Annotated in this window: 24 protein-coding genes and 2 riboswitches; of the genes, 20 read left to right on the top strand and 4 right to left on the bottom strand. The window is 46.8% G+C overall.

All coding sequences use genetic code 11. The annotated features are described in order from the left end of the window. Window positions 1-66: 66 nt before the first annotated feature. On the top strand, window positions 67-1515 hold the full coding sequence (locus JOC37_RS05550; protein ID WP_204616952.1) for a HEAT repeat domain-containing protein: 1449 nt from the start codon (window positions 67-69) through the stop codon (window positions 1513-1515). A 22-nt stretch (window positions 1516-1537) separates the two neighbouring features. On the opposite strand, the gene JOC37_RS05555 is transcribed toward JOC37_RS05550, so the two are convergent. Then, a complete protein-coding gene (locus JOC37_RS05555; RefSeq protein WP_204616954.1) occupies window positions 1538-2902 on the bottom strand; it encodes a TrkH family potassium uptake protein in 1365 nt (454 codons plus the stop codon). Window positions 2903-3106: 204 nt separating this feature from the next. Between JOC37_RS05555 and trxB the strand changes: the two genes are divergently transcribed. The 13 genes from trxB (at window position 3107) to JOC37_RS05620 (ending at window position 16771) form a co-directional block, all read left to right on the top strand. Beyond that, complete coding sequence (gene trxB, locus JOC37_RS05560; protein ID WP_204616956.1) at window positions 3107-4027, top strand: thioredoxin-disulfide reductase; 921 nt, start codon at window positions 3107-3109, stop codon at window positions 4025-4027. Window positions 4028-4230: 203 nt separating this feature from the next. Then, complete coding sequence (locus tag JOC37_RS05565; protein ID WP_204616958.1) at window positions 4231-6138, top strand: ATP-binding protein; 1908 nt, start codon at window positions 4231-4233, stop codon at window positions 6136-6138. After that, window positions 6101-6754, top strand: coding sequence for a winged helix-turn-helix domain-containing protein (locus JOC37_RS13575; RefSeq protein ID WP_204616960.1), 654 nt, complete (start codon window positions 6101-6103; stop codon window positions 6752-6754). Before JOC37_RS05565 ends, JOC37_RS13575 begins: the two co-directional genes overlap by 38 nt. A gap of 128 nt (window positions 6755-6882) precedes the next feature. Further along, the gene (locus JOC37_RS05575) at window positions 6883-7419 is read left to right on the top strand and encodes a hypothetical protein (RefSeq protein WP_204616962.1); all 537 of its coding nucleotides are present in this window, start codon (window positions 6883-6885) and stop codon (window positions 7417-7419) included. A gap of 88 nt (window positions 7420-7507) precedes the next feature. Continuing rightward, on the top strand, window positions 7508-8695 hold the full coding sequence (locus tag JOC37_RS05580) for a class I SAM-dependent methyltransferase (protein WP_204616963.1): 1188 nt from the start codon (window positions 7508-7510) through the stop codon (window positions 8693-8695). A 155-nt stretch (window positions 8696-8850) separates the two neighbouring features. Next, window positions 8851-9978 (top strand): ADP-forming succinate--CoA ligase subunit beta, encoded by a 1128-nt coding sequence (sucC, locus tag JOC37_RS05585; protein ID WP_204616965.1) that lies wholly within the window; start codon window positions 8851-8853, stop codon window positions 9976-9978. Between the two features lie 2 nt (window positions 9979-9980). Further along, window positions 9981-10856, top strand: coding sequence for a succinate--CoA ligase subunit alpha (gene sucD, locus JOC37_RS05590; RefSeq protein ID WP_204616967.1), 876 nt, complete (start codon window positions 9981-9983; stop codon window positions 10854-10856). A 391-nt stretch (window positions 10857-11247) separates the two neighbouring features. Continuing rightward, the gene (pdxS, locus tag JOC37_RS05595; RefSeq protein ID WP_420797279.1) at window positions 11248-12129 is read left to right on the top strand and encodes a pyridoxal 5'-phosphate synthase lyase subunit PdxS; all 882 of its coding nucleotides are present in this window, start codon (window positions 11248-11250) and stop codon (window positions 12127-12129) included. 33 nt (window positions 12130-12162) lie between these two features. Then, a complete protein-coding gene (pdxT, locus tag JOC37_RS05600; RefSeq protein WP_204616971.1) occupies window positions 12163-12741 on the top strand; it encodes a pyridoxal 5'-phosphate synthase glutaminase subunit PdxT in 579 nt (192 codons plus the stop codon). A 62-nt stretch (window positions 12742-12803) separates the two neighbouring features. Continuing rightward, on the top strand, window positions 12804-13454 hold the full coding sequence (locus JOC37_RS05605; RefSeq protein ID WP_238480774.1) for a helix-turn-helix transcriptional regulator: 651 nt from the start codon (window positions 12804-12806) through the stop codon (window positions 13452-13454). Window positions 13455-13527: 73 nt separating this feature from the next. Beyond that, a complete protein-coding gene (locus tag JOC37_RS05610; RefSeq protein ID WP_204617031.1) occupies window positions 13528-14907 on the top strand; it encodes a tryptophanase in 1380 nt (459 codons plus the stop codon). A 121-nt stretch (window positions 14908-15028) separates the two neighbouring features. Then, window positions 15029-16339 (top strand): sodium-dependent transporter, encoded by a 1311-nt coding sequence (locus tag JOC37_RS05615; protein WP_204616975.1) that lies wholly within the window; start codon window positions 15029-15031, stop codon window positions 16337-16339. A gap of 48 nt (window positions 16340-16387) precedes the next feature. Then, on the top strand, window positions 16388-16771 hold the full coding sequence (locus JOC37_RS05620) for a RidA family protein (RefSeq protein WP_204616977.1): 384 nt from the start codon (window positions 16388-16390) through the stop codon (window positions 16769-16771). A gap of 137 nt (window positions 16772-16908) precedes the next feature. Here the strand turns inward: JOC37_RS05620 and JOC37_RS05625 are convergent, their stop codons facing one another. Both JOC37_RS05625 and JOC37_RS05630 read right to left on the bottom strand, forming a co-directional pair. Beyond that, the gene (locus tag JOC37_RS05625; RefSeq protein ID WP_204616978.1) at window positions 16909-17361 is read right to left on the bottom strand and encodes a hypothetical protein; all 453 of its coding nucleotides are present in this window, start codon (window positions 17359-17361) and stop codon (window positions 16909-16911) included. A 22-nt stretch (window positions 17362-17383) separates the two neighbouring features. Beyond that, on the bottom strand, window positions 17384-18196 hold the full coding sequence (locus JOC37_RS05630; protein WP_238480775.1) for a nitrite/sulfite reductase domain-containing protein: 813 nt from the start codon (window positions 18194-18196) through the stop codon (window positions 17384-17386). Window positions 18197-18365: 169 nt separating this feature from the next. On the opposite strand from JOC37_RS05630, the gene JOC37_RS05635 reads away from it, so the two are divergent. The 6 genes from JOC37_RS05635 (at window position 18366) to JOC37_RS05660 (ending at window position 24762) form a co-directional block, all read left to right on the top strand. Next, complete coding sequence (locus tag JOC37_RS05635) at window positions 18366-19058, top strand: metal-dependent hydrolase (protein WP_204616980.1); 693 nt, start codon at window positions 18366-18368, stop codon at window positions 19056-19058. A gap of 55 nt (window positions 19059-19113) precedes the next feature. Beyond that, a complete protein-coding gene (locus JOC37_RS13445; protein WP_204616981.1) occupies window positions 19114-19968 on the top strand; it encodes a methyl-accepting chemotaxis protein in 855 nt (284 codons plus the stop codon). Window positions 19969-20072: 104 nt separating this feature from the next. Then, window positions 20073-20193: riboswitch (molybdenum cofactor riboswitch) on the top strand. 284 nt (window positions 20194-20477) lie between these two features. Beyond that, window positions 20478-21446, top strand: a complete 969-nt coding sequence (locus JOC37_RS05645; protein ID WP_204616983.1) for an LCP family protein — start codon at window positions 20478-20480, stop codon at window positions 21444-21446. Between the two features lie 146 nt (window positions 21447-21592). Then, window positions 21593-21776: riboswitch (cobalamin riboswitch) on the top strand. 168 nt (window positions 21777-21944) lie between these two features. After that, window positions 21945-23003, top strand: a complete 1059-nt coding sequence (locus tag JOC37_RS05650; protein WP_204616985.1) for a FecCD family ABC transporter permease — start codon at window positions 21945-21947, stop codon at window positions 23001-23003. 12 nt (window positions 23004-23015) lie between these two features. Next, a complete protein-coding gene (locus JOC37_RS05655; RefSeq protein ID WP_204616987.1) occupies window positions 23016-23777 on the top strand; it encodes an ABC transporter ATP-binding protein in 762 nt (253 codons plus the stop codon). 19 nt (window positions 23778-23796) lie between these two features. Then, on the top strand, window positions 23797-24762 hold the full coding sequence (locus tag JOC37_RS05660) for an ABC transporter substrate-binding protein (protein ID WP_204616989.1): 966 nt from the start codon (window positions 23797-23799) through the stop codon (window positions 24760-24762). 60 nt (window positions 24763-24822) lie between these two features. Here JOC37_RS05660 and JOC37_RS05665 read toward each other — a convergent pair whose 3' ends face one another. Further along, window positions 24823-26058, bottom strand: coding sequence for a (Fe-S)-binding protein (locus tag JOC37_RS05665; RefSeq protein WP_238480776.1), 1236 nt, complete (start codon window positions 26056-26058; stop codon window positions 24823-24825). Window positions 26059-26242: the final 184 nt, after the last annotated feature.

Consider the following 26242-nt stretch of genomic DNA (forward strand, 5'->3'; position numbering starts at 1 on the left):
GCACATTTTTTTTGTCGTAACGCAGCTGCTGGGCATGTTATTATAATGGTGATGGGGGGGAGAAATGTGCTGGTAAAGAAAGATAACCAGCAGCAGAAAAAGTACCGGCTGCAGCAGGAACTGGAAAAATTATTCATTGAGGAATGGGGTGGGCCGCGCAGCGAACTGGCCCTGGTTTACCTGCGCCAAAATGTTATTCCCCGGCTGGTATCCTGTATAATCACCAATCACCATTATTTAGAGAATAATACCTTCTTGGATATATTAGCCAATAAGTTAAATACAGAATTTGCTTACCCACCGGCCTTTGCCGAAGGACTGTCCGCAGATGTGGTAAATACAGCCATAAAGGTGCTGGGCAGGCATGAAACGCCCCAAAACCACCCCTGGCACCCCTGGGAAGTAATACTGCGCATGCTGACCATAGGCAAAAGCATCAATGACATTGTTGAAAAAACCTGTTTTTCAGAATCATACATTGAAGTTTTCCGCAAAAAATATCTGAATTTCTCCAAAGCAGCCCAGGGGGAGGGGGAATGGTCTGATGATTTTGCCCGCCTGCCGGAACTGGGCGGTTACGGCAGCCAGCTGATAAGATTTATGGAAGACTTTAGAAGGCGATTTAAAGTATTTAAAAACTATTACGCCCGGCTGCAGGCGGAGCAGGTTATATTTGACCTGGAACTGCCGGTTGATGCCGGCAGGCTGCTGCGTTTATTGGAAGGCATGTATCATTTGGAAGGGCGGTTTACCCGCGGTGAAATGATACGGCTGCTGACAGAGAAAACGGGCCGGGCGGTTAATCAATGCAGCGGCATGCTGGCTGACCGGGATAAAGGTGAAGTGACAGAACTAATAGATAAACTGATAGAAAATCACTGGTTGGTATCTTCCGGCGGCAGTGACACGAAGCTGTTTTTAGCACCCAAAGGGGCCCGGCTGGTGGTACCTGTTTTGGCTCCCCGGTTGGCCGGAGAAATAATGGAAATATTACGTTCAAATAAAAGCAGCCGCATCTCATGCGCCGCAGAACTGCTGATGGGAAAAAATCCTGAAGTGGTGGTTCATGTCATTAAGCAGCTGGTGCAGCAGCAGGATCCGGTGGTTCCGGTTTTATTTAAAGCCCTGTTTCACAAGGTGAGCAAGCCGGTGCTGTTAGAAATCATCGCCGGGTGCGGTGAGCTGGGTGGAAACACTGCCGCTGAATTGTTAACCGGGGCATTACAGCACCGGGACAGCATGGTGCGGGTAAAAGCCTGCCAATCCATTGGTAAGCTGGGGGATAGATCCTTCTATTTTCATTTAATCGGTGCCCTGCAGGACAAGGTGCCGCTGGTGAGGGAAAACGCCGTTAAGGCCCTGGGTATGCTGGGAATGCAGCCGGCTGTTAGTCACCTGGAAAAGGTGATGAATAATCCCGAAGAGTCACCCTCTGTACGGCACGGGGCCAGGGAAGCCATAAGCCAATTAAAAGCGGCGCCGGAAAAAAATAGGCAGGGTGATCCGCTGACCTAACCCTGCCTGTAAAGGCTTCACCTTAACCAACAATAATCCGTTCTTTAACGTAATGGATTTTTGATTTTCTGCCCGGTCTGTGGGGTAAAAGCAGCAGTGATAATAAACCGATTCTCCCGATAAACATTAGTAATATGAGAATGATTTTGCTGGCCGTGCTCAGCTGCGGAGTAATGCCCAGGGACAAACCGGTGGTTCCGAAGGCCGAGCATACTTCAAAAAGCACCTGGGTGGCAGAAAACGGCTCAATTTCCAGTATTGCCACCGTTGAGAAAAATACCAGTATAATGGCCAGCGTGAAAACTGCGTAAGAGCGGTGTATATCTTCCGCATACAGCTCCCGCTTAAATACCTGCACGTTTTCTTTATCCCGCCAGAATGTAAAAATACTCATTAAAACTACTGCAAATGTGGTGGTACGGATACCGCCCCCGCAGCTGCTGGGAGAGGCGCCGATAAACATCAGCAGGCAGAAGAACATTAACGTGGCATTGTGAAACTGGGTAATATCATAGGTTGAAAATCCGCCGTTGCGGGTGGTTAAGGATTGGAAAAGGGCCACCGCTATTTTTTGATGCCACGGTAAACTGTTTAAGGAACTTCCCGCTTCGCCAATAAGAACTACCAAAAAACCCACCACCAGTAAAGCAAAGAACGTCAGCGTGGTAACCTTGGTAAATAGAGAAAACCGGCGGCGGTATAATATTTTACACCGTATCTCCAGTAAGACCGGAAAACCGATGGCTCCCAGGATTAACAGTACAGCGATAACTGTGTGTAAAAAGTAATCCTGGGGAAAACCCTGCAGGCTGTCGCCGAACAGATCAAAGCCGGCGTTGGTAAAAGCTGACAGAGCGTGAAATACCCCCAGTTTTAAAGCGGTTTTAAATTCATAGGCATAGTGAAAATAAAAATGGCCGGTAAGTATTACTGCGGCTATTAATTCCAAAAATACAGCCAGTTTAAGTATAAAGAGCATCAGCACCACCAAACCTTCCAGTGAGGTTTGGTTTTGATCTACTTTAATTAACATGCGTCCGCGCAGGTTTATCTGCCGGCCAAACACCACGTACATTAATGTACCCAGTGTCATAATACCGATACCGCCGAACTGCAGCCAGATCATTAGAATGGCCAAACCAACATTGCTGAACGTTTCGTTGGTGGCGGTAACGGTTAACCCGGTAACACTGATGGCGCTGGTGGCGGTAAACAGCGCGTCGATGAAAGATAATTCCACGCCGGGTTGAAGGGAAATGGGCAGGCTCAGTAACAGGGTGCCCAGCAGGGCAAAGGATAAATAACCGATAACAATTAATTGTACAGGAGTGATTTTGCTCTTTTTGACATTAAATCCCTTGGGCCTGGTTTTGCTTTCTGCTATCATAATGGTAATCTTCTCCTTGGAATATTATACAAAGATTATTTTACCTTTACTTTTTCCGCTATACAAGTGCCTTATGAAATTAAAGCTTTGCAGCAGATTTTGCAGTGCAACCGGAGGCGAATTACTTGACGAATATTTTGGAAAAATGCAATAATATAGTTAAAAAATAATATACTTAAAAATATGAATATGGGTGGTGCAAGAATGGAAATCAGAGATTTAGCAATAATTGGCGGGGGGCCGGCAGGACTGACTGCAGGGCTGTATGCCGCCCGGGCAGCATTAAATACAGTGTTATTCGAAAGGGGCATGCCTGGCGGTCAGGCTGCTTCCACCGAGCGTATTGAAAACTATCCCGGCTTTCCAGAGGGTATAGATGGACCTGAATTAGCCATTAAAATGTCAGAACAAGCCCAGCGCTTTGGCTGTGAAATAATTTACTCTGATGTAGACAAGTTGGAACGGCAGGAAAAGGGATTTAAAATTACATATGGGGAAAATGAGCTGCTGGCCAAAGCTGTAATTTTGGCCACCGGGGCAAAACCCAAATTCCTGGGGGTAAAGGGAGAAAAAGAATTTCACGGCCGGGGTGTATCCTACTGCGCCACATGTGACGGTGCATTTTTCCGGGACGGTACACTGGCTGTAATAGGCGGTGGCGATGCCGCGGTTGAAGAAGCAATCTTTTTAACCAAGTTTGCCGCCAAAGTATATATTGTGCACCGGCGGGGTGAACTGCGGGCCGCTAAAATACTGCAGCAGCGGGCCTTTGATAACCCTAAAATTGAACTGGTTTGGCATTCGGTGCTGGAAGAAGTTAAAGGCGGTCAAAAAGTAGAGAGCGTGCTGTTAAAAGATGTTCGTACCGGTGAAAAGAAAGAAATCGCCGTGGACGGGGTATTTATATACGTGGGCACCGAGGCCAACTCCAACCTGTTGAAAGATCTGGTGGAATTAGATGCAAACGGCTATGTTAAAGCCCAGGAAGACACCGCTACCGGTGTGCCGGGGTTATATGTAGCGGGTGATTTGCGTAAAAAACCACTGCGCCAGGTTGTTACCGCCGTGGCAGACGGTGCGGTGGCGGTGGCCCAGGTGGAAAAGTACCTCTCTTCCCTGGAATAAAAAATGCTGTATCAGGAAAGATACAGCGATAAAGGGAGAGGAGATTAGAAACGGTAATTCCGGTGTTAGATTTAGTATAACCAATATAGGCAATGTTTATAAAAAGGGCTGAGCAGCCCTTTTTTTTACTTTTTACGGCCTTGTCAACGAACATTTGTTTTGTATAATATATACTACAAACAAATGTTCCGGAGGTGTTTGGTATGAGTGTTCACTGGCAGCGGATATTGAAAATATCAGTACACGGCGGTTTTATGGATGGACAGGAAATTGAATTCAGCCCCCATTTAAATTGTTTGATTGGCGGCCGGGGTTCCGGCAAAAGCACGGTGGTGGAATTACTGCGTTACGCCCTGGATTGTGTACCCGGTGACCAAGTTTTTAAAAAACGCAGCCAGCGGCATGTTCAGGCTGTGCTCGGCGGCGGTACTGTTACCGTTACGGTACAGTCTGCCGGGGGAAGCATTTATAAAATAAAGCGGCAGATGGGATACAGGCCCCAGGTGCTGGATGAAAAGGGCCGGCCGCTGGGGCTGGAGCTGCACCACAGCCTGCAGTTTCCCTTAATGGTATTTGGTCAAAGCGAACTGGAACAGGTGGCAGATGATGCTGCGGCCAGGTTGGCGGTGCTGGACGGCATGATTCCGGAGCGGCAGAGGTATACCGGTGCCACCAATCAGCTGCGGCGGCAGCTGGAAACCATTCGGCCGGAGGTGGCGGCGCTGGAGGAAAAAATAAAGCAGCTGGAGCAAAAAACCAAGCTGATACCCGGCTTGAAAGAACGGCTTAAAGAGCTGGAAGAGTATGATTTAGACGGCCTAATGGCCAGGCGGCAGCAGCGGGAACAGGAACGGTTTTGGCTGAGGGAACTGTACCGGGAGACGCAGAGAAAACAGCGTTATTATAGACAAAAAGCTGCTGAATTAACCTTTACCATGCCGGAACGGTTTGAGAGTTGGGCCAATGCTCACCTGATAGAACAGGCCCTTTCGGCCTTTGCCGGGATGCTGGAAAGAGAGAAAAAGAAATTTTCCACCCTGGCGGTGGAGTGGGAAAAACTGCACTATCAACTGGAACCGCTGCAAAACGAACTTGCTGACCGGCACCGGGAAGCAGAGGAGCAGGACCGCCCGCTGGTGGGCAAATTGTATGGACAAAATTTGGCCAAAGCGATGGATGAGCGCAGTGAGTGCACCGGTATGCTGCTGGAACTGGAACAGTTGGAAAGACAGTTAAAGGAAAAGCAGCAAAAATTAAACCACCTCAACGGGGAAAGAAAAAAATGGCTGGCAGAGCTGGAGGAACTGGAGAGGGAGCTTTTTGTACTGCGCAGTGAAGCAGCCCGGCAGGCCGGTGAGCAGATGGGTGAAAAGTTAAGAGTTACCGTGTCCCGCCAGGGGGACTGCCGGCATTACCGCCGCTTTCTGGCGGATATACTGGCCGCTAGCGGCCTGCATTATAATCGGCTGGTGGAGCTCATCGTCACCCAAGTACCACCGGGCCTCTTGGCCCAAATAATTAGAAACAGGGAATCACACCTGCTGGTAACCCTTGCTGGGTTGGATGAAGACCGGGCCGACAAAGTAATGAATTCTTTAAGCAGCCGCTTAACGCCGGAACTTTTATTAGAACTGGAGGAAATGCCGGTGGCCGATTGGGTGGAGGTGGAACTGCTGGACGGCCATACCTGGAAGCCCAGTGATATACTTTCCAAAGGACAGCGCTGCACCGCCATCCTGCCCCTTTTACTGCTGGACAGCTCGCAGCCCTTAATTATAGACCAGCCCGAGGACCATTTAGATAATGCCTATATATACAGTACGGTGGTGCCGGCGTTGAAAAAAATTAAAACCGGCCGGCAGATAATACTGGCCACCCACAACGCCAACATTCCGGTGCTGGGCCGGGCGGAAAAAAATATCGTATTGGATTCCAACGGCCGGAGGGGATGGGTGGCCTGCAGCGGCGGTTTGGAAAAACAGCAGGTACTGGAACTGTTGGAACTGCTTTTAGAAGGGGGAGCCGGTGCGCTGCAGAGCCGGTTAGAAACATACCGTCAAAGGGGTGAAGCCGGTGGGGGAAGAAAAACGAGCCCGGTATGTGATTTTTAATGAGCAGTATATTAACAGACTGGCTGCTGCCGCCGGCAGTGCCCGGGCGGAAGAAAGATTAAAAGCGGTGCTGGCACTGCAAAAACTGCCGGGGGGCATATCTATGCCGCTGTTAAATAAAATGATTAACGACAGCAGCCCCTGGGTGCGGCACCACGCCCGCCGGGCGCAGCGCCTGGTGCAAAAGAAAACAAACCCCGGGGTGGTTAAATATTCCCGGCAGCAAAATACCAGTGCGGTAATCAAAGAAGAGCCCGGCCGAATAAAAATACTGCTGGAAAAACAGCCTTTCATCTTCCCCCACCTGCTGATTGACAGCGGTAAAGGTATGGTACGGGTAAATGATAAACCGGTTCGGCTTACGGCAGCGGAGTTTAGGCTGCTGCTGACCTTGGCTGAAAATCAGGGCTGCTATGTGTCCAAAGACAGGCTTTACGCCCTGGCGGTGGACGACGGGGCGGCAGTGGGTAACGACACCGCGTTAAAGACCCATATTAAAAGAATACGCCAAAAACTGGGTGACGACGGGCGGAATCAAAAATATATACAGTGTTTTAAAAGATACGGTTACCGCCTGCGTGAAGATATAGATGTAAAGATCAGCTCCCGGGACTGAAATTTTCCCGGGAGCTGATTTTTAGGTATACGACCTAAAAGTTACCGTAAAGTCACCGCCGCGGCACCGTAACTTCACCCTCTGGTTTTATAGTGAGCTAAATATATAAAGCCGAGGGAGGTTTTTTAATGAGCAGTAAAAGCAAATTACCCCCATTGTTAATGTTCATTCCCAGGTATATCGACGGCAGCGGTGATATTACCGAACTTGTTACCACGGAAGGAGCAGCACTGCGGGATTATCGCGGCATACGCAGCGTGCGTGCTGCCCTGTGCAGGCAGCATGCCGTTGATTACACGGCGCTGCGCAGCATTTGCCGGGAAATGTGCGGGCCGGGGGTTACCCCGCTGCTGCTGGCCCCGGGTTACACTTTGGTGCCGGTAAAAACCAGGGAGGCAATGTTTTCCGGTGACCCCTGCTATGGCTATGTAAACTTGGCCCTTGTAACCGCTGTGCAGCCGTTAAACGAGGGAAAATATAGGGCAGAGATAAAAACCGCCGTTAAAAATATCGGCGTAAAAACATTGACATCGGCCGGTACGGTAAAACAAAACCTGCGCCGGGCAGAACTGCTGCAGAGGTGCCATTGGCCCGGCGATATATCTCACCGCCTGCAGCGGCAGGAACTGTTAAAGTTAATACTAAAAACAATAAACTTAAATTGAGAAATATTAAAGCATATTACTTAAATTAGTGATATATTTATTAGTAACATTAATAGTAAAATATGTTTATCCAGGGGAGGGGAGTAAAGTGAAAAAGCAGCTGCTTAAGTTGTTTTTAGAAAAGTTTACCGGTGGCGGATTTAAAGTGGTGTTTTGGGATGGGGAAGAAGTTCAATACGGGACGGGCCCCCCGCGGGTGAAGATAATTTTCAACCAGCCTCTGCCGTTAACCTTTAACCTGGAAGATCCAATACTGGCCTTTGGTGAAGCATACATGGATGGAATTATAGATTTTGAAGGGGACTTTGAAGAAATAATACGGATTGTAGAAATGAACAAACAGAATATTACAGGAGATGGTTTTACCGGTAAAATAACCTCTGCTTTAAAAACCCTTAACAGCACGGCGGTGAAACTGAAGCAAAAGGAAAATATCCAGCATCATTATGACCTGGGGAATGACTTTTTTTCGCTGTGGCTGGATGAAACAATGAGTTATTCATGCGCTTACTTTAAAAGCCCGGAGGATTCTTTGTACCAGGCACAGCTGCAAAAGATAGATCATATTCTTAAAAAACTGCAGCTCAAACCCGGGGAGAGGCTTTTAGATATCGGCAGCGGCTGGGGATGGCTTATAATCAGGGCGGCCCAGCAGTACAATGTCAGGGCGTTAGGTATTACTTTAAGCGAGGAACAATTTAAAAGCACCCGGGAGCGCATCAAAGAACTGGGCTTATCGGGTCAGGTTGAAGTAAAGATGCTGGATTACCTGGATTTAGATGAAAATGAGTACCGGTTTGACAAAATAGTAAGTGTAGGGATGTTTGAACATGTCGGTAAAGAAAATTTACCCCGGTATATGGAAAAGATAAATCAACTGCTGGTTCCCGGCGGCCTGTCAATACTGCATACCATAACAGGAGTGACGGAAAACCCCGTTAACTCATGGATAAAAAAATACATTTTCCCCGGCGGCTATATCCCTTCCCTAAGGGAAATTATATGGCTTTTACCGGATTATAACTTTCACCTTTTGCACCTTGAAAGCCTGCGCCTGCATTACGCCATGACGCTGGACAGGTGGTACAAAAACTTCTGCCGGCACATTGATCGAATTGAAAAAATGTTTGACCGGCGGTTTGTGCGCATGTGGGGGCTGTACCTGCGGGGCTGTGCTGCTTCCTTTAGGGTTTCCGGTTTAAATATTTACCAGCTGCTGTTTTCAAAGGGACTTAACAACAACCTGCCGTTAACGCTGGAGTATGTATATAAATAATTTTGAGCTGGTGCGGTTATGACCGATTTGAATAAAGCGGGATAACTTTTCAAGTTAATTCCCGCTTTATTTTTTTAACGTACTTTTCTATCTAAAAAGAGGTATTTATTTAAAAATATAGAATAGTACAAAAAATCATACAAAGGGGTATTTGTATGAAATTGTTTGAGTACATGGGTAAAAAATTGTTTAAAAAGTTCGACATTGCTGTGCCCAAGGGGGAGGTTTTTTTCAGCGGTGAAGGTATCGAGCAGTTTACCGCCCGGTTGGGTGATGTGGTGGTTAAATCCCAGGTGCTGTCCGGCGGCCGGGGCAAAGCCGGGGGGATTAAATTTGCTTCCACCCCCGGGGAAGCCAGGGAAGCGGCAGAGGAACTGCTGCGGTCAGAGGTGAAAGGTTGCCCGGTGAAAGCGGTGCTGGTGGAAGAAAAATTACCAATTGACCGGGAGCTTTATTTAGCTGTCACTGTGGACGGGGCGTTAAAGCGCCCGGTGGTGATAGCGTCAGCTGACGGTGGGGTGGACATTGAAGCGCTGCCGGAGGATAAAATTGTAAAAATACCGGTGGATGTGCATATTGGGGTCCAGCCCCATTTGGGCCGGGAAACAGCCCGGCAGCTGTCATTAGCGGGTGATTACCTTAAACAATTTACTGATGTATTAGTTAAATTATATCGGTTGTTCCGCAGTTATGATTGTGAACTGGTGGAAATTAACCCGCTGGCAATCAGTAATGGAAAATTTATAGCTGTAGATGCCAAAGTAACGGTGGATGATGAGGCGGCATTCCGTTATCCCGCTGATTTACCCGCTGTTGATGAGCGCACCGAGCGGGAAAAAAGGGCCCATGAACTGGGTATTTCCTACGTGGAGCTGTGCGGGGATATAGCGGTGATGGCCAACGGTGCCGGGATTACCATGGCCACGCTGGATATTATCAATCATTACGGCGGTACTCCCAGAAACTTTATGGATGCCGGCGGCGGTGCCGGTACCGAGGCCACCGCCCGGGCGCTGGAAATACTGCTGTCCACCCGGCCCAAGGTGATACTGGCCAATATTTTTGGCGGTATTACCCGCTGTGATGAAGTGGCCAATGCCTTTGTGCAGGTAAAAGAAAAGCTGGGCATTTCGGTGCCGCTGGTTATTCGCCTGATGGGCACCAATGAAAAAGAAGGGGTGCGGATACTGCAGCGGCAGAATATTGAGAGTTTTCGCACCGTACAGGAAGCGGTGGCCAAAGCGGTGGAATTGGCAGCCGGCAGGGAAGGGAGCGGTATTTAGTCGTGGCGGTAATTATAAACGAGAATACCAGGGTGCTGGTACAGGGGATTACCGGCCGTCAGGGGAGTTTTCACACTAAACAAATGCTGGATTACGGTACCAGAGTGGTGGCCGGGGTTACACCGGGCAGGGGTGGGCAGAGAGTGCACGGTGTACCGGTATATGACACCGTGGCCGAAGCAGTGAGCAATCACGATATTAATGCTTCAATTATGTTTATCCCGGCAGCGGGGGTAAAAGATGCTGCCCTGGAGGCAATGGTGGCCGGCATTAAAACGGTGGTAATCATCACCGAGCATGTACCGCTGCACGATGAACTGGACATCATGGCCTATGCAGAAAAAACATCCACCACCATTATCGGTCCCAATACCTTCGGTATTATATCCCCGGGGCGGAGCAAAATGGGAATTATGCCCAATGGAATATACAAACCGGGCCCGGTTGGCCTGGTGGCCCGCAGCGGGACCCTAAGTTATGAAATTGCCTTTAACTTAACCGGTGCCGGGTTGGGACAGTCTACAGTAATAGGATTGGGCGGCGACCGGGTGGTGGGGATGTCATTTACCGCTGTGCTGCCCATGTTTGAAGAGGACCCGGATACAAAGGCAGTGGTGCTGGTGGGAGAAATCGGCGGCAGTGCCGAGGAAGAGGCCGCCAAATTTATCGCCGGCATGACCAAACCGGTGGTGGCATTTATTGCCGGCAGCAGCGCTCCCCCGGGGAAGCGGATGGGCCATGCCGGGGCCATTATAGAGAGGGGCAGGGGAACCTTTGAAAGTAAGATAGAAGCCCTAACCTCTGCCGGGGCGAAAGTAGCTTCACTGCCCTGGGAAGTGCCGGATTTGGTGAAAGGTGTACTGAGCAGGGGAAATTAAAGGTGCAGATTGCTATATAAAATAAATGCGTATAAATGTGCAGCCCGAAACCGGGCTGTTATTTTTGTAAACACAAGTGTTTACCGGCTTCAACAAAATTAAGTATTATTTATTAAAAAAATCATGTAAATATTACAAAAAAATTTTAACAAAAAAGAAGGAAAACTAAAAAATTTGTTGAAACTAATATAAAGTAAAATATAACTTTCACAAAGCGATGCGGGTGCTTAAAAATTTTGTGTAAAACTTACTAAAAAATTTTAATAAAAAAGAAGGAAATTTACAAACTTTGTTGAAGTATTAAAATAAAGTTTAAAGTTATAAAATTCAACAATGTTTGTTAAATCACTTAGCAAGTTATATTCCTGGTGAATTATGGAGGTTAATGTTAATGGAAAAAGGGACATGGACGGTAAAAAAAGGCCTGGCTGAAATGCTTAAAGGCGGAGTAATCATGGATGTAACCACCCCTGAACAGGCTAAAATAGCTGAAGAGGCTGGAGCCTGTGCGGTTATGGCCCTGGAAAGGGTTCCTGCCGATATCAGGGCTGCCGGTGGTGTGGCCAGAATGGCTGATCCCACCGTGATTGAAAGAATTATGGACGCAGTAACCATACCGGTAATGGCAAAGGCAAGAATTGGGCACTTTGTAGAAGCACAGGTTTTACAGGCTCTGGGTGTAGATTATATAGATGAAAGTGAAGTATTAACACCCGCCGATGAAGAATTTCATATTAACAAGCATGAGTTTAAAGTGCCCTTTGTATGCGGGGCCAGAAACCTGGGTGAGGCTCTGCGCAGAATTGGCGAAGGTGCAGCCATGATCCGTACCAAAGGTGAACCGGGTACCGGCAACGTGGTGGAAGCGGTTCGTCACATGCGCAAAGTAATGGGTGAAATTCGCTATATTCAAAACCTGCCGGAAGAAGAATTGATGACTGCAGCTAAAAAAATGGCCGCACCCTATGACCTGGTGGTTAAAGTGGCGGAACTGGGCCGTCTTCCGGTGGTTAATTTCGCTGCCGGCGGTATAGCCACCCCGGCTGATGCGGCATTAATGATGCAGCTGGGTTGTGACGGTATATTTGTGGGTTCCGGTATCTTTAAATCAAAGGATCCGGTGGCCAGGGCCAAGGCGATAGTTGCTGCCACCACCCACTACAATGACCCCAAAATACTGGCTGAAATATCCAGGGACCTGGGTGAGGCTATGCCCGGTATAGAAATAAGCGCCATCGCACCGGAAGAACGCATGCAGGAGCGCGGCTGGTAGCAGGAAAGATAATTTTTCAGGGTAGGGATGCAGATGCTGGTAGGAGTTTTGGCATTACAAGGAGCATTTATAGAACATGAAAAATCGCTGCGCGCCTGTGGGGCAGAAACCCGCCAGGTGCGCCTGCCGGGGCAGTTAAAGGATTTGGATGCCCTGGTGATACCGGGCGGTGAAAGCACCACCATGGGGAAGCTGCTGATTGATTACCAACTGCTGGAGCCCATAAAAGAACTGGCTCAAAACGGCATGCCTATATTTGGCACCTGTGCCGGGTTAATAATGCTGTCCAAAGATGTTGTTGGCTCTAAACAGCCAACGCTGGGGCTGATGGATACTTCGGTACAGCGCAATGCCTTTGGACGGCAGGTGGACAGCTTTGAAACCGCTGTAAGCATCCCGGTGCTGGGCGGTAAAAGTTACCCGGCGGTGTTTATCAGGGCGCCGTATATTCAATCAGTGGGTCCCGGGGTGGAAGTGCTGGCTGCCTATGATGAAAAAATAGTACTGGCCAGGCAGGGCAGCCTGCTGGCAGCGGCCTTTCATCCGGAATTAACCGATGACCTGCGCTTGCACCAGTATTTTTTAAGCCTAGTATCTACTAAAAAATTTTAGTATTACTAAATAGATTTTAATAAGTAATGAAGGAACTTTGTATAAGGGGGAATGGGGGTCCATTGGAAGTATTAAAAGATAACGATATTCCACCAATTATTAAGTCGCTTATTCCGATGGTTGAGGGATTGGGCAAAACACTGGGCAGTCACTGTGAGGTAGTTTTGCATGATCTTTCTAAAGCAGAGTGTTCCATTGTTGCCATTGCCAATGGCCATGTTACGGGAAGAAATGTGGGTTCTCCGGTGACAGATTTTCTTATAGAAATGGTTAACTCCGAAAACTTGGGAGATAAAGAAATGGAGTTAAACTATATTACCCGCACCAAAGACGGGAGAAAACTTAAGTCGTCCACATTCCTGATCCGGGATGAAAACAAACAGGTGATAGGTGCCCTGTGCATCAATATGGATGTAACCTATATTGATATGGCCCGTAAGTTCATAGAGGAAATTACCATGGTGGAAAAGGAAGATACTCCGGAGAATTTTCCGGAAGATGTAAGGGACTTTTTAAGCATTATGATTGAAAAGGGCATGAAGTTAGTGGACAAACCTGTTTCCCTGATGACTAAAGATGATAAGCTAAAAATAGTTAAGTACCTGCATAAAAACAAGGTATTTAACATTAAAGGAGCCGTGGATGCCGTGGCCAAGGAGCTGAACGTATCCCGGTATACAATATACAACTATATTGATGAAGTTAATGCCTAAAGTTTAAGTGTTTAATTTACACTTAAAAACAATAAATAATAATTAACATCATGGAGGGATGTAAATGTCTAAAATTCGTCGTGTACCAGAACCTTTCAAAATTAAAATGGTAGAGCCGCTGAAAGTGGTAAGCCGTGAAGAGCGGGAAGAGGCTTTGAAGCGTGCCGGCTACAACCTCTTTGCTCTGAGGGCAGATGAAGTATACATCGACCTGCTCACCGACAGCGGTACCGGTGCCATGAGTGACAACCAGTGGGCCGGTTTGATGCTGGGTGATGAAGCTTATTCCGGCAGCAGAAACTTCTACAACCTGGCCAAAGCTGTAAAAGATATTTTTGGCTATGAATACACCATTCCCACCCACCAGGGTAGAGGTGCTGAACAAGTATTGTTCCCCATTTTAATTAAGAAACCCGGTCAATATGTAATAAGCAACATGCACTTTGATACCACCAAAGCTCACGTGGAAATTTCCGGCGGCCGGGCAGTAAACATGGTGCATGAAAAAGCCTTTGATACCACTACTTACGATCCCTTTAAAGGTGACTTTGACCTGGAAAAAACCGAAGCCTTCATTAAAGAACAGGGTGCAGAAAACATTGCCTTTATTTTAATCACCATTACTTGCAACAGTGCCGGTGGACAGCCTGTATCCATGGCTAACATTAAGGCTGTAAGCGAACTGGGTAAAAAGTATGGTATTAGAGTATTCATCGACGCAGCAAGATATGCTGAGAACGCTTACTTCATTAAGACCAGGGAAGAAGGCTATGCCGACAAGTCCATCAAGGAAATTATCAAAGAAATGTTCAGCTATGCTGAAGGTTTCACCATGAGCGCCAAGAAAGACGCCATTGTAAACATCGGTGGTATTCTCGGTATCAAGGAAGACAAAGATCTTTACACCCAGGCTTCATCCAGAACCGTACCGATGGAAGGTTTCGTGACCTATGGTGGTCTGGCCGGCAGAGATATGGAAGCTCTGGCCAGAGGTTTATATGAAGGTATTGACTTCAACTACCTGGATTACAGAATCAACCAGGTTGCTTACCTGGGCGAAAGATTGAGAGAAGCAGGCATTCCCATTCAGTACCCCACCGGTGGTCACGCTGTATTTGTGGATGCCAAGAAAATCTGCCCGCACATTCCGTTCCATCAGTTCCCGGCTCAAGCATTGGGTAATGAGCTTTACCTGGAGTCCGGCGTACGGGGCGTTGAAGTTGGATCCTTCCTGCTGGGTAGAGATCCCGAAACCGGTGAACCGCTGGAATCTCCGCTGGAGCTGCTGCGTTTAACAATTCCTCGTCGTGTTTACACCTATGATCACATGGACGTTGTAGCAGAAGGATTAATTGCTGTTAAAGAAAGAGCTCATACCCTGAAAGGGCTGGAGTTCACCTACGAACCCAAGATCTTACGTCACTTCACTGCTAGACTGAAACCTGTTGAATAATTAGTTAATTAACCTTAATAGATTCCGGTGCAGCAGTTTGCTGCGGCAAACTGCTGCACTAAAAATGTTAACGGTTACCCACCAAATTGATTACCCAAAAAAAGCATGAGGGGGAGAACAAGTGTCAAAACGTGAAACTTGGTCAGGGAAGTACGGGTTTATTCTAGCCTGTATCGGTGCAGCTATGGGTTTGGGCAGTATTTGGATGTTTCCCTGGCGATTGGGTCAATACGGCGGTGCGGCGTTTCTAGTACCATATTTTATATTTATCTTTGGTTTGGCCGTTATTGGTTTGATGGGTGAGTTTGCCTTTGGTCGCAGTCAGCAAAGTGGTGCCATTGGGGCTTTTGAAAAGGTGTTGAAGGAGAAAAACAAAAATTACGGTTCACTGTTGGGAACGATACCGGTATTGGGTGTTACAGGGGTGTTTACATTTTACCTCATTGTGGTGGGGTGGATTATAAAATATTTTACCCTGTCATTAACCGGTTCCTTTAGTAAAATTAACATACCGGAGTATTTTGCCGGGTTTGCCGGTCAGCCGGAAAGTATTTTATGGCACTTTATAGCGCTGGTAGTAACGCTGGCCATTGTAAGAATGGGAATTAAAGATGGAATAGAAACAGCTAACAAATATATGATGCCGGCCTTATTTGGTATTCTGGTTATTTTAATGGTCAGATCTGTAACTCTGCCCGGCGCTATGGAAGGAATTAAGTTCCTGCTGGTGCCGGACTGGTCTCACTTGCTTAAGCCCGAAACATGGGTAATGGCGTTGGGAATGGCTTTCTTCACTGTATGCCTGGGTGGTGCAGCCATGGTGGTTTACGGAAGTTACTTGAAGCCTGATGAAGATATTCCTTCATCGGCAATAAACACTGCCATTTTTACAACCATTGCTTCTCTCCTGGCTGCCTTTGTAACAATACCTGCGGCCTTTGCCTTTGGTTTAAGTCCCCAGGCAGGCCCGCCGCTGCTCTTTATTACAGTGCCCAATATTTTCACTCAAATGAACGGTGGTTATTTCTTCGGGGTTTTATTCTTCCTCAGCGTAATATTTGCTGCCATTTCTTCGGCCATTAACTTGATGGAAGTACCGGTTGAAGCGCTGATGGAGCGCTTCGGTATGAGCAGAACAAAGAGTGTGCTGACAGTGGCTATACTGGGCTTCCTGGTTGGTATACCGATGGATATAAACATGAATTTGTTCGGCATGTTTGCTGACTTTGTAACGGTATACCTGGTGCCCGCCGGAGCGGTGCTGGCAGCGATAGTTTTCTTCTGGGTTTACGGTTCTTCCAGGGCCAGAGAAGAAATCAACAATGGTGCAGCAAAACCATTGGGTAACTGGTTTGAACCCTTTGCCAAGTATGTATTTACCGGTGTGGCCATCGGCGTACTGGTAATGGGGGTTATTTTGGGCGGATTTTAATGATAGTCAAGCCAATTTTGACATAAATACTTAGACAGAGGTGGTATTATGACAGAAAAGACAGTAATAAAAACAGACAAAAGTCCTGCAGCTATCGGTCCTTATTCCCAAGCTATTAAGTTTGGCAACCTGGTAATGACCAGCGGTCAGATTCCTCTTACACCCCAGGGCGAACTGGTTAGTGATGATGTAAAGGAACAAACACGTCAAAGCTTGGAAAATGTTAAAGCTATACTGGAAGAAGCAGGTACCAGTATGGATAATGTGGTTAAAACCACTGTTTTCATCAGCGACATGAATGATTTTCCCAAAGTAAACGAGGTTTACAGCAGTTTCTTTAAGGAACCTTATCCGGCACGCAGTTGTGTGCAGGTAGCCAGACTGCCTAAGGATGTAAAGGTTGAGATTGAAGTTATTGCTTTGGTTAAGTAACTTTAACTGCATATTTAAACTGCATGTATGGGTTGGCGGTGACACTAATGTAAGGCTATCATCAGGTTTGAGATGATAGCCTTATTTTTAGGCTGCACGGGAAAATGTTATCCTGCTGAAATATTTCTTTACATTTTCTATGGCCACTGATTGTACTGGCGGCGCAGGTGCAGCAGATCCACCCCCCACAGAACAGCGATAAACCCAAGAACATTCAACCCCAAACTGTGGAGTGGACTCCAGTTAAGGTATTGAAAGTAGCCTAAATTGACAGCCAGCAGCTCCAGAGCTAAAAATACTGCTGCCAGTCCTACCGTAACAACCGGTTTCAATACGCCGTCGGTGGGAACAAAGCGGGCCAGTAACAGCCCGTTGGCAAAATTGCTAATGATATAAAATAACGGTACACCTCTAAAATCATATAATGTATTTTTAAAACGAAAGGCACCCAGCTCCACCAGGTTGACATCTAAAATTAACGTTACTGCCACTGCTGCCAATCCCGCTGGCCACAGCTTATTGATACTCGGACGGTGCACCAGCAGCAGTGCCAAGCCCCAGGATAGCAGCATTAATAGTACCCACAGCATGGGGTATAACACCTCTTAATTTTTAATGCCTCGGACCGGTAACTGCAGACTTAAATTTATCAAAGCCGATGCGCTCAATGGTGCTGCCGATGCGCTCGTTGGTTTTGGCATTGGCTTTGTACCACTCAATGCTGCGGTCCAATAACTGTATTCCTTCTTCTTCTGTTACGTTTTCAGCCAGTATCTCGGCAAACCGCGGGTTAATACCTCCGCTGCCGCCCACATATACCGTCCAGCCCTTTGCTGTGCCCATAAAGCCGAAATCGTTAATTAAGGTATCCATGCACTTTCTCGGGCAGCCGCTGACACTGATTTTGAATTTGTTCGGCAGACTCATACCGTGATATTTCTGGTCCAGCTTGCCGCCCAGCCCCACTGAGTCCTGTAATCCCCGTTTGCAGAAGGTGGTACCGGGGCAAAATTTAATTCTTCGTACACACAGCCCGATGGCTGCCCCCGGGTCCATGCCTAAATCCGCCCATGCCGAATCAATCTCATTTTCTTTCAATCCCACCAGCGCGATCCGCTGGGCAGAAGTTATCTTCACTGCCGGCAGATTGTATTTCTTGGCCACGGTGGCTATTTTAATCAGTAAATCCGGATCCGTGATTATACCGCCGGGAATGTGGGGAGCTATGGCGTAAGTGCCGTCCCGCTGCAGTATGGCGCCTTTTTCCAGCAGATCCCGGTTTCCCGGCGGTTTGTTTTGAAACCTGTGGTCCAATTTATTGGGTATATCCTTACCTCCCCCAGACTGAACCTGATCTAAAGATTCTGATATTTCCATGTCAGACAGTTTTTTTAGCACGGGATGTTTAGATTTACTGCTTTTCATGGTATACCTCCTGTGAATTAATCTATTTATCCTTTAATGTTCCACATAACTGATTTAAAATTACACTTTATTTATAAAAATTAAAAAAGTTTAGAGTATGTTTAAAGGGTTTAGAATAATAATGTCAAATGATATATTGTGAACAAAAGCAGCAAAGGGGATGAAGAACATGAAAATAACTTTCTTGGGTCATGCCGGGTTTCTTTTAGAACACCAGGAGGTAAAGGTGGCCATAGACCCCTTTATTACCGGTAATCCGGCGGCCAAAGCTAAAGTTGAAGATATTCAGGCCCACTATATACTGGTTACCCACGGTCACAGCGATCACCTGGGCGATGCGGTGCAGATTGCCAGGCAGTCCAATGGCACGGTGGTAGGTGTTTTTGAAGTGGCCAACTATTGTACCCGCCACGGGGCTCAGGCTCATCCCATGCACATTGGCGGCAGTTATGACTTTGGTAAGCTGAAGGTTAAATTAACCCAGGCGCTGCACGGCAGTTCTGCCGGTGGAGAAGAAGGTCCGGCGGAATACCTGGGCAATCCCTGCGGCTTCATAATTGAGCTGGGGGGTATTAAAGTATATCATGCCGGTGATACCGGGTTATTCGGCGACATGGAGTTGATAGGCCGGCGTACATCCGTTGATGTGGCGATGCTGCCCATTGGAGATAACTTTACCATGGGTGTTGATGACGCGGTGGAAGCGGTAAACATGATTAAACCGAAAACGGTAATTCCCATGCATTACAACACCTGGCCCCTGATTAAACAGGATCCCCAGCTGTTCAAGAAGAAAGTGGAAGATATTTCCCCGGCGCGGGTGGTAATTTTAAATCCCGGCGACAGTTATAACGCTGTATGATTTTTGTAAATATTTTGTAAATATATAGATGCATTTTTAAGTGGGGGGAGTAAAAATGGCATTAGAAATAGACCAGAATTTTGCCCGTCAAATGGTAAGGATGATTGGAGAACAGTTAAGTGAGGATGTAACTATTTTTGGCCATGGCGGGGTTGTAATTGCCAGCACTGTACCGGGAAGAGAAGGTTCCGTTCACAGTATTGCTAAACGCATTTTAGACGGCGAAATGAATTATTACGGGGTAACCAAGGAAGAAGAAGAAAAATTAGCCAACGTAAGAGCGGGGTTTAATACGGTTATTAAGTATAAAAATGAAAGGATTGGCGTTATCGGCATAACCGGTGATCCGGAAGCAGTTAAACCGGTGGCTTCTTTCGCGGCCCAGGTTATTGAGCTGCGTTTGCAGCGGGATGAAAGTATAGCTGTGGCCAGAAGCGTAGTGCAGGAATTAAAAAAGGAATTGGACTCCCTAACGGGTTTAATACAAGAAATTACCGCTGCTTCTGAGGAACAAGCCGGCACCAGCAGCTTAATGGTTCAAACGGCAAAGGAATCGGAGAAAAAAGTGGCTAATACCGAGGAAATACTGGGTTTAATTCAAGAAATTGCCGATATGACAAAATTATTAGGGTTAAATGCTGCTATTGAGGCGGCCAGGGCCGGTGAACGGGGTAAGGGTTTTAATGTGGTGGCTAATGAAGTGAGAAAATTGGCAGAAAACAGCTCTCAATCAGCCAAGCAGATCGGCACTGTGATTAAAGAAATTCAGCAGGCCAACGAGGAAACAGTGGAGTATTCCCGCCGTTTTGCCGCAAGCAGCGAGCAGCTGTCCCAGGCCCTAAACAAAATGGTATCGGATGTAGAAAACTTAAATACAATAGCTGATCAGCTGACCGTTATATATAAATAAGCAGCAGTTTAAGGTGAGAGAAAACGGTAAAGAAAAATAATTACCTTTAATCGGACAGAGAAAAAAGGAATATTTAAATATTTGTAGAATAGGCCTTTTATAACTTGATATAAAATCTCCGAGCCATAAAACCTAAAGCTGAAATGCCATGGGTTTATGGCCGATAGGGTTAACCGGGAAACGGGTTAGCCTCCCCCTTTGGAAAGGAGAGTATTTTACGGCTTAAGCGGTATGCTGGGGCTGGTTAGTGCTGCCTTTCTTAGGGGCATTTGCCGGCCCTTTTTATTTAAATAAATGTTCCATCCTCTTTAAGTTAAATCGCGCCTGTTAATATATTGGCCTGCCGGGGTTTTACCCCGGTTTTTTTCTGTCTAATGGTAAATACTTAGACAATTAAAAAATGAAAGGTTACAAAAGTTATAAAAGTTGCTTATAACTTCCGGTTGCACTCGCTAACTAACCTGCGATAGAATTGACCTGTTGATGTTAAATGAAAAGGGGGGACGGTTATGGTCCAATACAGGAATACTGGGTTAAAACATAAATTACCGGTTATTGTTGTCTTGGTGATGGTGGTACTATTTGCTGCCGGGTATGCGGTGGCCGGTGAAATGCTGTTCCCGCAGCCGGTTCAAAATGCCGGGCCGCCGGAAAAAAAGACTGAAGAATATAAAAAGGATCTTGAACCGCAGGTTGTGGAGCTGCCAAAGGAGCAGGTTACCTTTTTGGTACTGGGTATGGATGCCCGGCCCGGTGAAATAAAAACCCGTACCGACACAATGCTGTTTGTGAGTGTAAACAAAAAAACCAGCCGCATAGCCGTGATGTCTATACCCCGGGATACCAGGGTGCAAATTCCCGGAGCGGGCTATGATAAGATAAACAATGCCCATGTATACGGTGGACCGGAGCTGGCTAGAAAAACAGTGTCCCAACTGCTCGGGGTGTCAATTGATCACTATGTAGTGGTAAACTTTGCAGGTTTTAAAGAGGTGGTGGATGCCGTTGGCGGTGTAGATATGTATGTGGAGCAAAATATGAATTATTACGATCAAGCCGATGGTACTCACATCAACCTGAAAAAAGGCCAGCAGCATTTAGATGGGGAAAAAGCGCTGCAGTATGTACGCTTTCGCAGCTATCCCAGGGGCGATATTGACCGTGTTGAGCATCAGCAAAAATTTTTTAAAGCCCTGGTTGTTAAAACACTGCAGCCCGGTACGGTAACCAAACTGCCTGAACTGGTGAGCAGTATCAGAAAAGCGGTGAATACCGATTTAAGCCTTAAAGACATGCTTACCTTGGCTTATGCAGCGCGGAACTTCAGCAGCGCTGAAATTATTAGTCAAACCTTACCCGGCCGGTTTATGAATTATTCCGGTATCAGCTACTGGTATGTACAGCAGGAAAAAGCTGCCGCAGCAGTGCTGGCGCTGCTGGACGGTAAAAAAACACCTGTGTTTCAGGGCAGCCCCTGATGCCGTGTGCGGCACCACCAGAAAATGAGAAGCAGGCAAGTGAGCGTTTACGGATGAGCGGCAACCGGTAACAAAATAACATTTTGCTGATGTTTAACAAACTATGGACAAAATGGTTAATTACTGATATAACTAGTTATGAATTACAATTATAAACCAGTCCAGGTGCCTTTTATATGAGGTGAAAAGGGAACGCGGGTGAGAATCCCGGACGGTCCGGCCACTGTATTCGGGAAGCGGCTCCCCAACGGCCACTGGGTAAAAACCCGGGAAGGCGGGAGTATGCTGTGAACCGTAAGTCAGGAGACCTGCCTGGGCAAGTTTTAGCATGGCCTTCCGGGAGAGGTTGATGCTTAGGTGGACAGAAATTATCAGGCATGTTGACCAGTGACATGCCTGGTTTTGTCATGCTTAAATTGTTCACTTGATCATACCCTGACCCTTTACAGGTCAGGGTTTTTAAAATCTGCCAGAAAAAACAATAGGTAAGGGAAAACTATGACCGGTAATTCATTAATTGTTTTAGTTAAAAATAAACATTTTAAAGCCAGAATAAGCGGCTTTATCATGGCTGGGATTCTGCTGCTGGCGGCACTGATTTCCGTAAATCTTGGCTGGGCAAATATTAGCACTGCAGATGTTTTTTCTGTTATTGCCGGCAGGCTTACCGGCAGCAGTGACCTGTACAGCCATCTCGATGCCGCCAAAGCAGCAATTATCTGGGATATCAGGATACCCAGGATACTTTGTGCCGCCTTTGTGGGCTGCGGCCTGGCCGTTTCCGGGGCGGTTTTTCAAGCTATTTTAATGAATCCCCTGGCGGATTCCTATACCATGGGAGTGTCCACCGGTGCCGCCTTTGGGGCCAGCGCGGCCATATTTCTAAATGTTTTTTTTCTCACTAATCTGCCGGTGGTGCTGTTTGCCTTTGCCGGGGCACTGCTTACTTTGGCGGTGGTTATTTCCATTTCCCGCATGGGGGGATATGTTTCTTCTGCCAATTTGGTTATTTCGGGTATTATTGTCAGCTGTATTTTGTCCGCCGCCATCAGCCTGCTGAAAAGCATGTCCGGGGAACAGGTGTCGGCCATTGTTTCCTGGTTAATCGGCAGTTTGGCTGCCAGAAGCTGGCAGCACGTTATTTTCGGCTTTCCGGTGGTAATTATTTGTACCTTTTTCTGCTGCTATTATGCTGAAGATTTAAACATTCTTTCCCTGGGTGACCGGGAGGCCCGCAACCTGGGGATAGACGGCAGTAAACTGAGAATTATTTTTCTGTTTTGCGGTGCGCTGATTACCGCGGTTTGTGTTTCCACCAGCGGCATTATTGGTTTTGTGGGCTTGGTGGTGCCGCACCTGCTGCGGTCACTGGTGGGTTCGGACAACAGGTTGTTGATCCCCCTGTGTGCTTTAACCGGGGCGGTTCTTCTGCTGTTGGCAGATACCTTTGCCAGGTCATTTATGAATGTAGAAATACCGGTGGGTGTGCTGACCACCCTGCTGGGCGGTCCCTTTTTCTTTTATATTTTTAGGAAGAGAAATAAAATCATTCAGTAGGTGCTGGTAAACATGATTTTATTAAAAAATGTCGGTTTTCAGTACGGAAACAGGAAAATATTAAAAAATATTAGTCTTTCGGTGCAGAAAGGGAGTTTTTATGGTGTTATTGGTCCCAATGGAGCGGGTAAAACCACCCTGATGAACATCATAACCGGGCTGCGCAGTGATTTTACCGGGCGGGTATACATTAAAAATAAAAGCATAACCGAATATAAAATTAAAGAGCTGGCCAGGCAGATTTCCGTGGTTCCCCAGCAGATGGATATCCGCTTTCCTTATACCTGTTTGGAAATTGTAATGATGGGGAGAACACCTTACAAAAGCAGGTTAAGGGCGCTTTCCCGCCGGGATATGGGTATTGTGCGCCGCTGTATGGAAATGACGGATACCATTCGGTTTGCTGACTGCTTAATTACCGAATTAAGCGGTGGGGAGAAACAGAGGGTTATCCTGGCCAAGGCTTTGGCTCAACAGCCGGAGGTGCTGTTTTTAGACGAAGCTTTTTCCCATATGGATATTTATTACAGTGTTAAATGTTTAAATGTTTTAAAACAGTTAGTTGATGAGGATGGTTTAACGGTGGTATGTATTATGCATGATTTGAATTTAGTTAGTTCCTTTTGCTCGGAAGTGGTGATGCTGCAGAATGGCGAGGTGGTAAGACAGGGCCGTACTGAAACGGTGATGAAACCGGAGTTGATTCACGGTACTTTTAAGATAAAGGTGGCCAAAGCGGGAAACAGCGGGTTGGCAGTACTTCCGGAGCTGTAAAAAAGAGGAGGAATTTATGGTGAAGAAGAGGATTTTTTTACTGCTGGTAAACGTGTTTTTAATGTTAGTTATACTGGTGGGCTGCGGTAAAACCGGTACGGTAAGTACGGAAAAAGAAAACGGTGCTATCAAAATAGTGGATGACCTGGGCAGGACAATAATACTGAAAGAACCGGCCAAAAGGATTATTTCCTTGTACTCCGCCCATACAGAAAACCTCTTTGCCCTGGGGCTGGATGAAGAGATAATCGGGGTGAGCACCAGGGAGTCATATCCCCCGGAGGCGTTAAACAAGCCTCAATTTGATTACCGCTCTGACCCGGAAAAAGTGCTGGCCCAGCAGCCGGATTTAGTTTTAATCAGACCCTTTATTAAAAGGAGCAGCCCGGATTTTGTACAGGCTTTGGAAAATGCCGGGGTAAAAGTGGTTTGTCTTTACCCGGAAAAATTTTACCAATTTGATGACTACATAAAAAGACTGGCTGTATTAACCGGTAGAGAAAAGGAAGCGGCAGTTAAATTAGAACAATTTCATCAAAAGTTAAATGAAATAGAAAATTTAACCAGGGATATTGCCCCAAAGAAGAAAGTGTTCTTTGAATCAACGGCCAGGGAATATCGCACCATCACGCCGGACAGCATACCGGCGGTAATTCTGCAGTTGGCCGGGGGGATCAATGTGGCGGAAGATGCCCGGCCCATTAGGAAGGGCAGCAGCATAGCTCCTTACGGGGCGGAAAGACTGCTGGATAAAGCCGATGAAATTGATGTGTATATTGTCCAGCGGGGAGTTATGAACCACGCTACCCCGGAGAGTGTTAAACAGAGACCGGGATTTAAAAATATCAAAGCGGTAAGGGAAGGTCGGATTTTTACCATAGACGAAAAGCTGGTATCCAGCCCCACCTTTCGCTTGACAGAGGGCGCTGCCAAACTGGCGGCAGTGCTTTACCCTGAAAAAGAGGCCGGAAGGTTGACCCCTTAACCTTCCGGCCTCTTTGTATAGAGGAAAACAATGTAGGATGCTGCGAATTCACCCTACAGCTTATTCCGCTGGTCTTTGATCTAAAATTAACGCTTCACTTACCAAATGGTGGATATGAATTACTTTAGCATCCAGCTCGTAGTACTTAATTATATCAGTTAACTGGTCAAAACAGTTGTGGCACGGGCAGGCCACCAATTTTGCCCCGGTGGCTTTAATTTGCTCTGCTTTCAGCTTACCCTTGGCCATCCGGTAGGGATAAATATCTTTGCCCATGGCCAGCAGCCCACCACCGCCGCCGCAGCAGTAGTTGTACTTGCCGTGGGGGTTCATCTCGATGAAGTTTGTTACAGTATGCTTCAGTATAAACCTGGGCTCTTCAACCAGACCTTCCTTGCGCACAGAGTTACAGGGATCATGTAATGTAATCGGCTCTGTATGTACTGTCGGGTCAATTTTTAACTTGCCTTCTTTAATCCACTGCACCATTTTTTCCAGTATGCTGTAAACAGGGTAGAAGGGATCCTTTGTCCATACCTTGGGTCCCCATTTTTGTGCCCTGGTAGCGTGGCCGCACTCCGTTACTACAACTTCTTTTACTTTCAATCGTTTTACTTCTTCAGCAATTCTTTCAATTAGTATCCTGGATTCCTCATCGTTACCGTTAAACAACCCGTAGTGAGTTGCGTCCCACCATTTGCTGCTGCATGTCCAATTGGCCCCTACATACCACATAATTTTGGCAATGCTCTGTACGTCCTGGGGATAGTATTTAATTTCCCTGGGGTCCCAAAGGAACAGGAAATCGGCACCTTCTTTATCTATAGGTATTTTGGCATTGGGATCGCCGACTTCTGCCTGCAGCTCCTCTTCCATCCATTCCAACGTGTCCAGGTATTCTTCCTTGGTTACCTCCATTTGGTTGCCGGTGTTGATTTGGGCATCAACAACATCCTGTAAAAATCCCGGGGCTTTAAGCCCAAAGTTGCCTCTAATGGTGCGTACCGCTGTTGCCACATCTACACCCATGGGACACTCCATGGTACAGCGCCCGCACATGGTACAGGCCCAAATGAAGGTAGAGTTCAGCACTTGTTCTCTCATACCCAATGCAACTTGTCTTAAAAATTTGCGCGGGTCAGCATGGTCATGTACATCACTGAATGGACAACCGGCTGTACACATTCCGCAAGTTAAACAGTTGCTGAAATCTGCGGGATTCTTATCGGTGCACATTTTGGATATAACTTCATCTTTAAAACCCGGTTCTAACATTTTGGCTTCTAAAACGCTCAAAGGACTCCCCCCTACAATGTGTTAGTACTTCCCACAACTACAAATGTGCATTGGGATAATATAAAAAAAGAACAAAGAAATAAAATACGCCCACAATAAGTATAAAACCAGTAGTTAATTTTTGTCAAAAACACCAAAAACAAATATGAGGCTAAAATAAACTGTATAAACTGTTTTATGGCGA

It is taken from the genome of Desulforadius tongensis (assembly GCF_016907915.1).
GTDB classification, from domain to species: domain Bacteria; phylum Bacillota; class Desulfotomaculia; order Desulfotomaculales; family Desulfohalotomaculaceae; genus Desulforadius; species Desulforadius tongensis.

Excerpts from the sequence above, each read along its gene's own strand:
- pdxT (WP_204616971.1), top strand. The coding sequence starts at position 12,163 with ATGCTGGTAGGAGTTTTGGCATTACAAGGAGCATTTATAGAACATGAA.
- trxB (WP_204616956.1), top strand. The coding sequence starts at position 3,107 with ATGGAAATCAGAGATTTAGCAATAATTGGCGGGGGGCCGGCAGGACTG.
- JOC37_RS05625 (WP_204616978.1), bottom strand. The coding sequence starts at position 17,361 with ATGCTGTGGGTACTATTAATGCTGCTATCCTGGGGCTTGGCACTGCTG.
- sucC (WP_204616965.1), top strand. The coding sequence starts at position 8,851 with ATGAAATTGTTTGAGTACATGGGTAAAAAATTGTTTAAAAAGTTCGAC.
- JOC37_RS05645 (WP_204616983.1), top strand. The coding sequence starts at position 20,478 with ATGGTCCAATACAGGAATACTGGGTTAAAACATAAATTACCGGTTATT.
- JOC37_RS05620 (WP_204616977.1), top strand. The coding sequence starts at position 16,388 with ATGACAGAAAAGACAGTAATAAAAACAGACAAAAGTCCTGCAGCTATC.
- JOC37_RS05650 (WP_204616985.1), top strand. The coding sequence starts at position 21,945 with ATGACCGGTAATTCATTAATTGTTTTAGTTAAAAATAAACATTTTAAA.
- JOC37_RS05635 (WP_204616980.1), top strand. The coding sequence starts at position 18,366 with ATGAAAATAACTTTCTTGGGTCATGCCGGGTTTCTTTTAGAACACCAG.
- JOC37_RS05575 (WP_204616962.1), top strand. The coding sequence starts at position 6,883 with ATGAGCAGTAAAAGCAAATTACCCCCATTGTTAATGTTCATTCCCAGG.
- JOC37_RS05655 (WP_204616987.1), top strand. The coding sequence starts at position 23,016 with ATGATTTTATTAAAAAATGTCGGTTTTCAGTACGGAAACAGGAAAATA.
- pdxS (WP_420797279.1), top strand. The coding sequence starts at position 11,248 with ATGGAAAAAGGGACATGGACGGTAAAAAAAGGCCTGGCTGAAATGCTT.
- JOC37_RS05555 (WP_204616954.1), bottom strand. The coding sequence starts at position 2,902 with ATGATAGCAGAAAGCAAAACCAGGCCCAAGGGATTTAATGTCAAAAAG.
- JOC37_RS13445 (WP_204616981.1), top strand. The coding sequence starts at position 19,114 with ATGGCATTAGAAATAGACCAGAATTTTGCCCGTCAAATGGTAAGGATG.
- JOC37_RS05630 (WP_238480775.1), bottom strand. The coding sequence starts at position 18,196 with ATGAAAAGCAGTAAATCTAAACATCCCGTGCTAAAAAAACTGTCTGAC.
- JOC37_RS05565 (WP_204616958.1), top strand. The coding sequence starts at position 4,231 with ATGAGTGTTCACTGGCAGCGGATATTGAAAATATCAGTACACGGCGGT.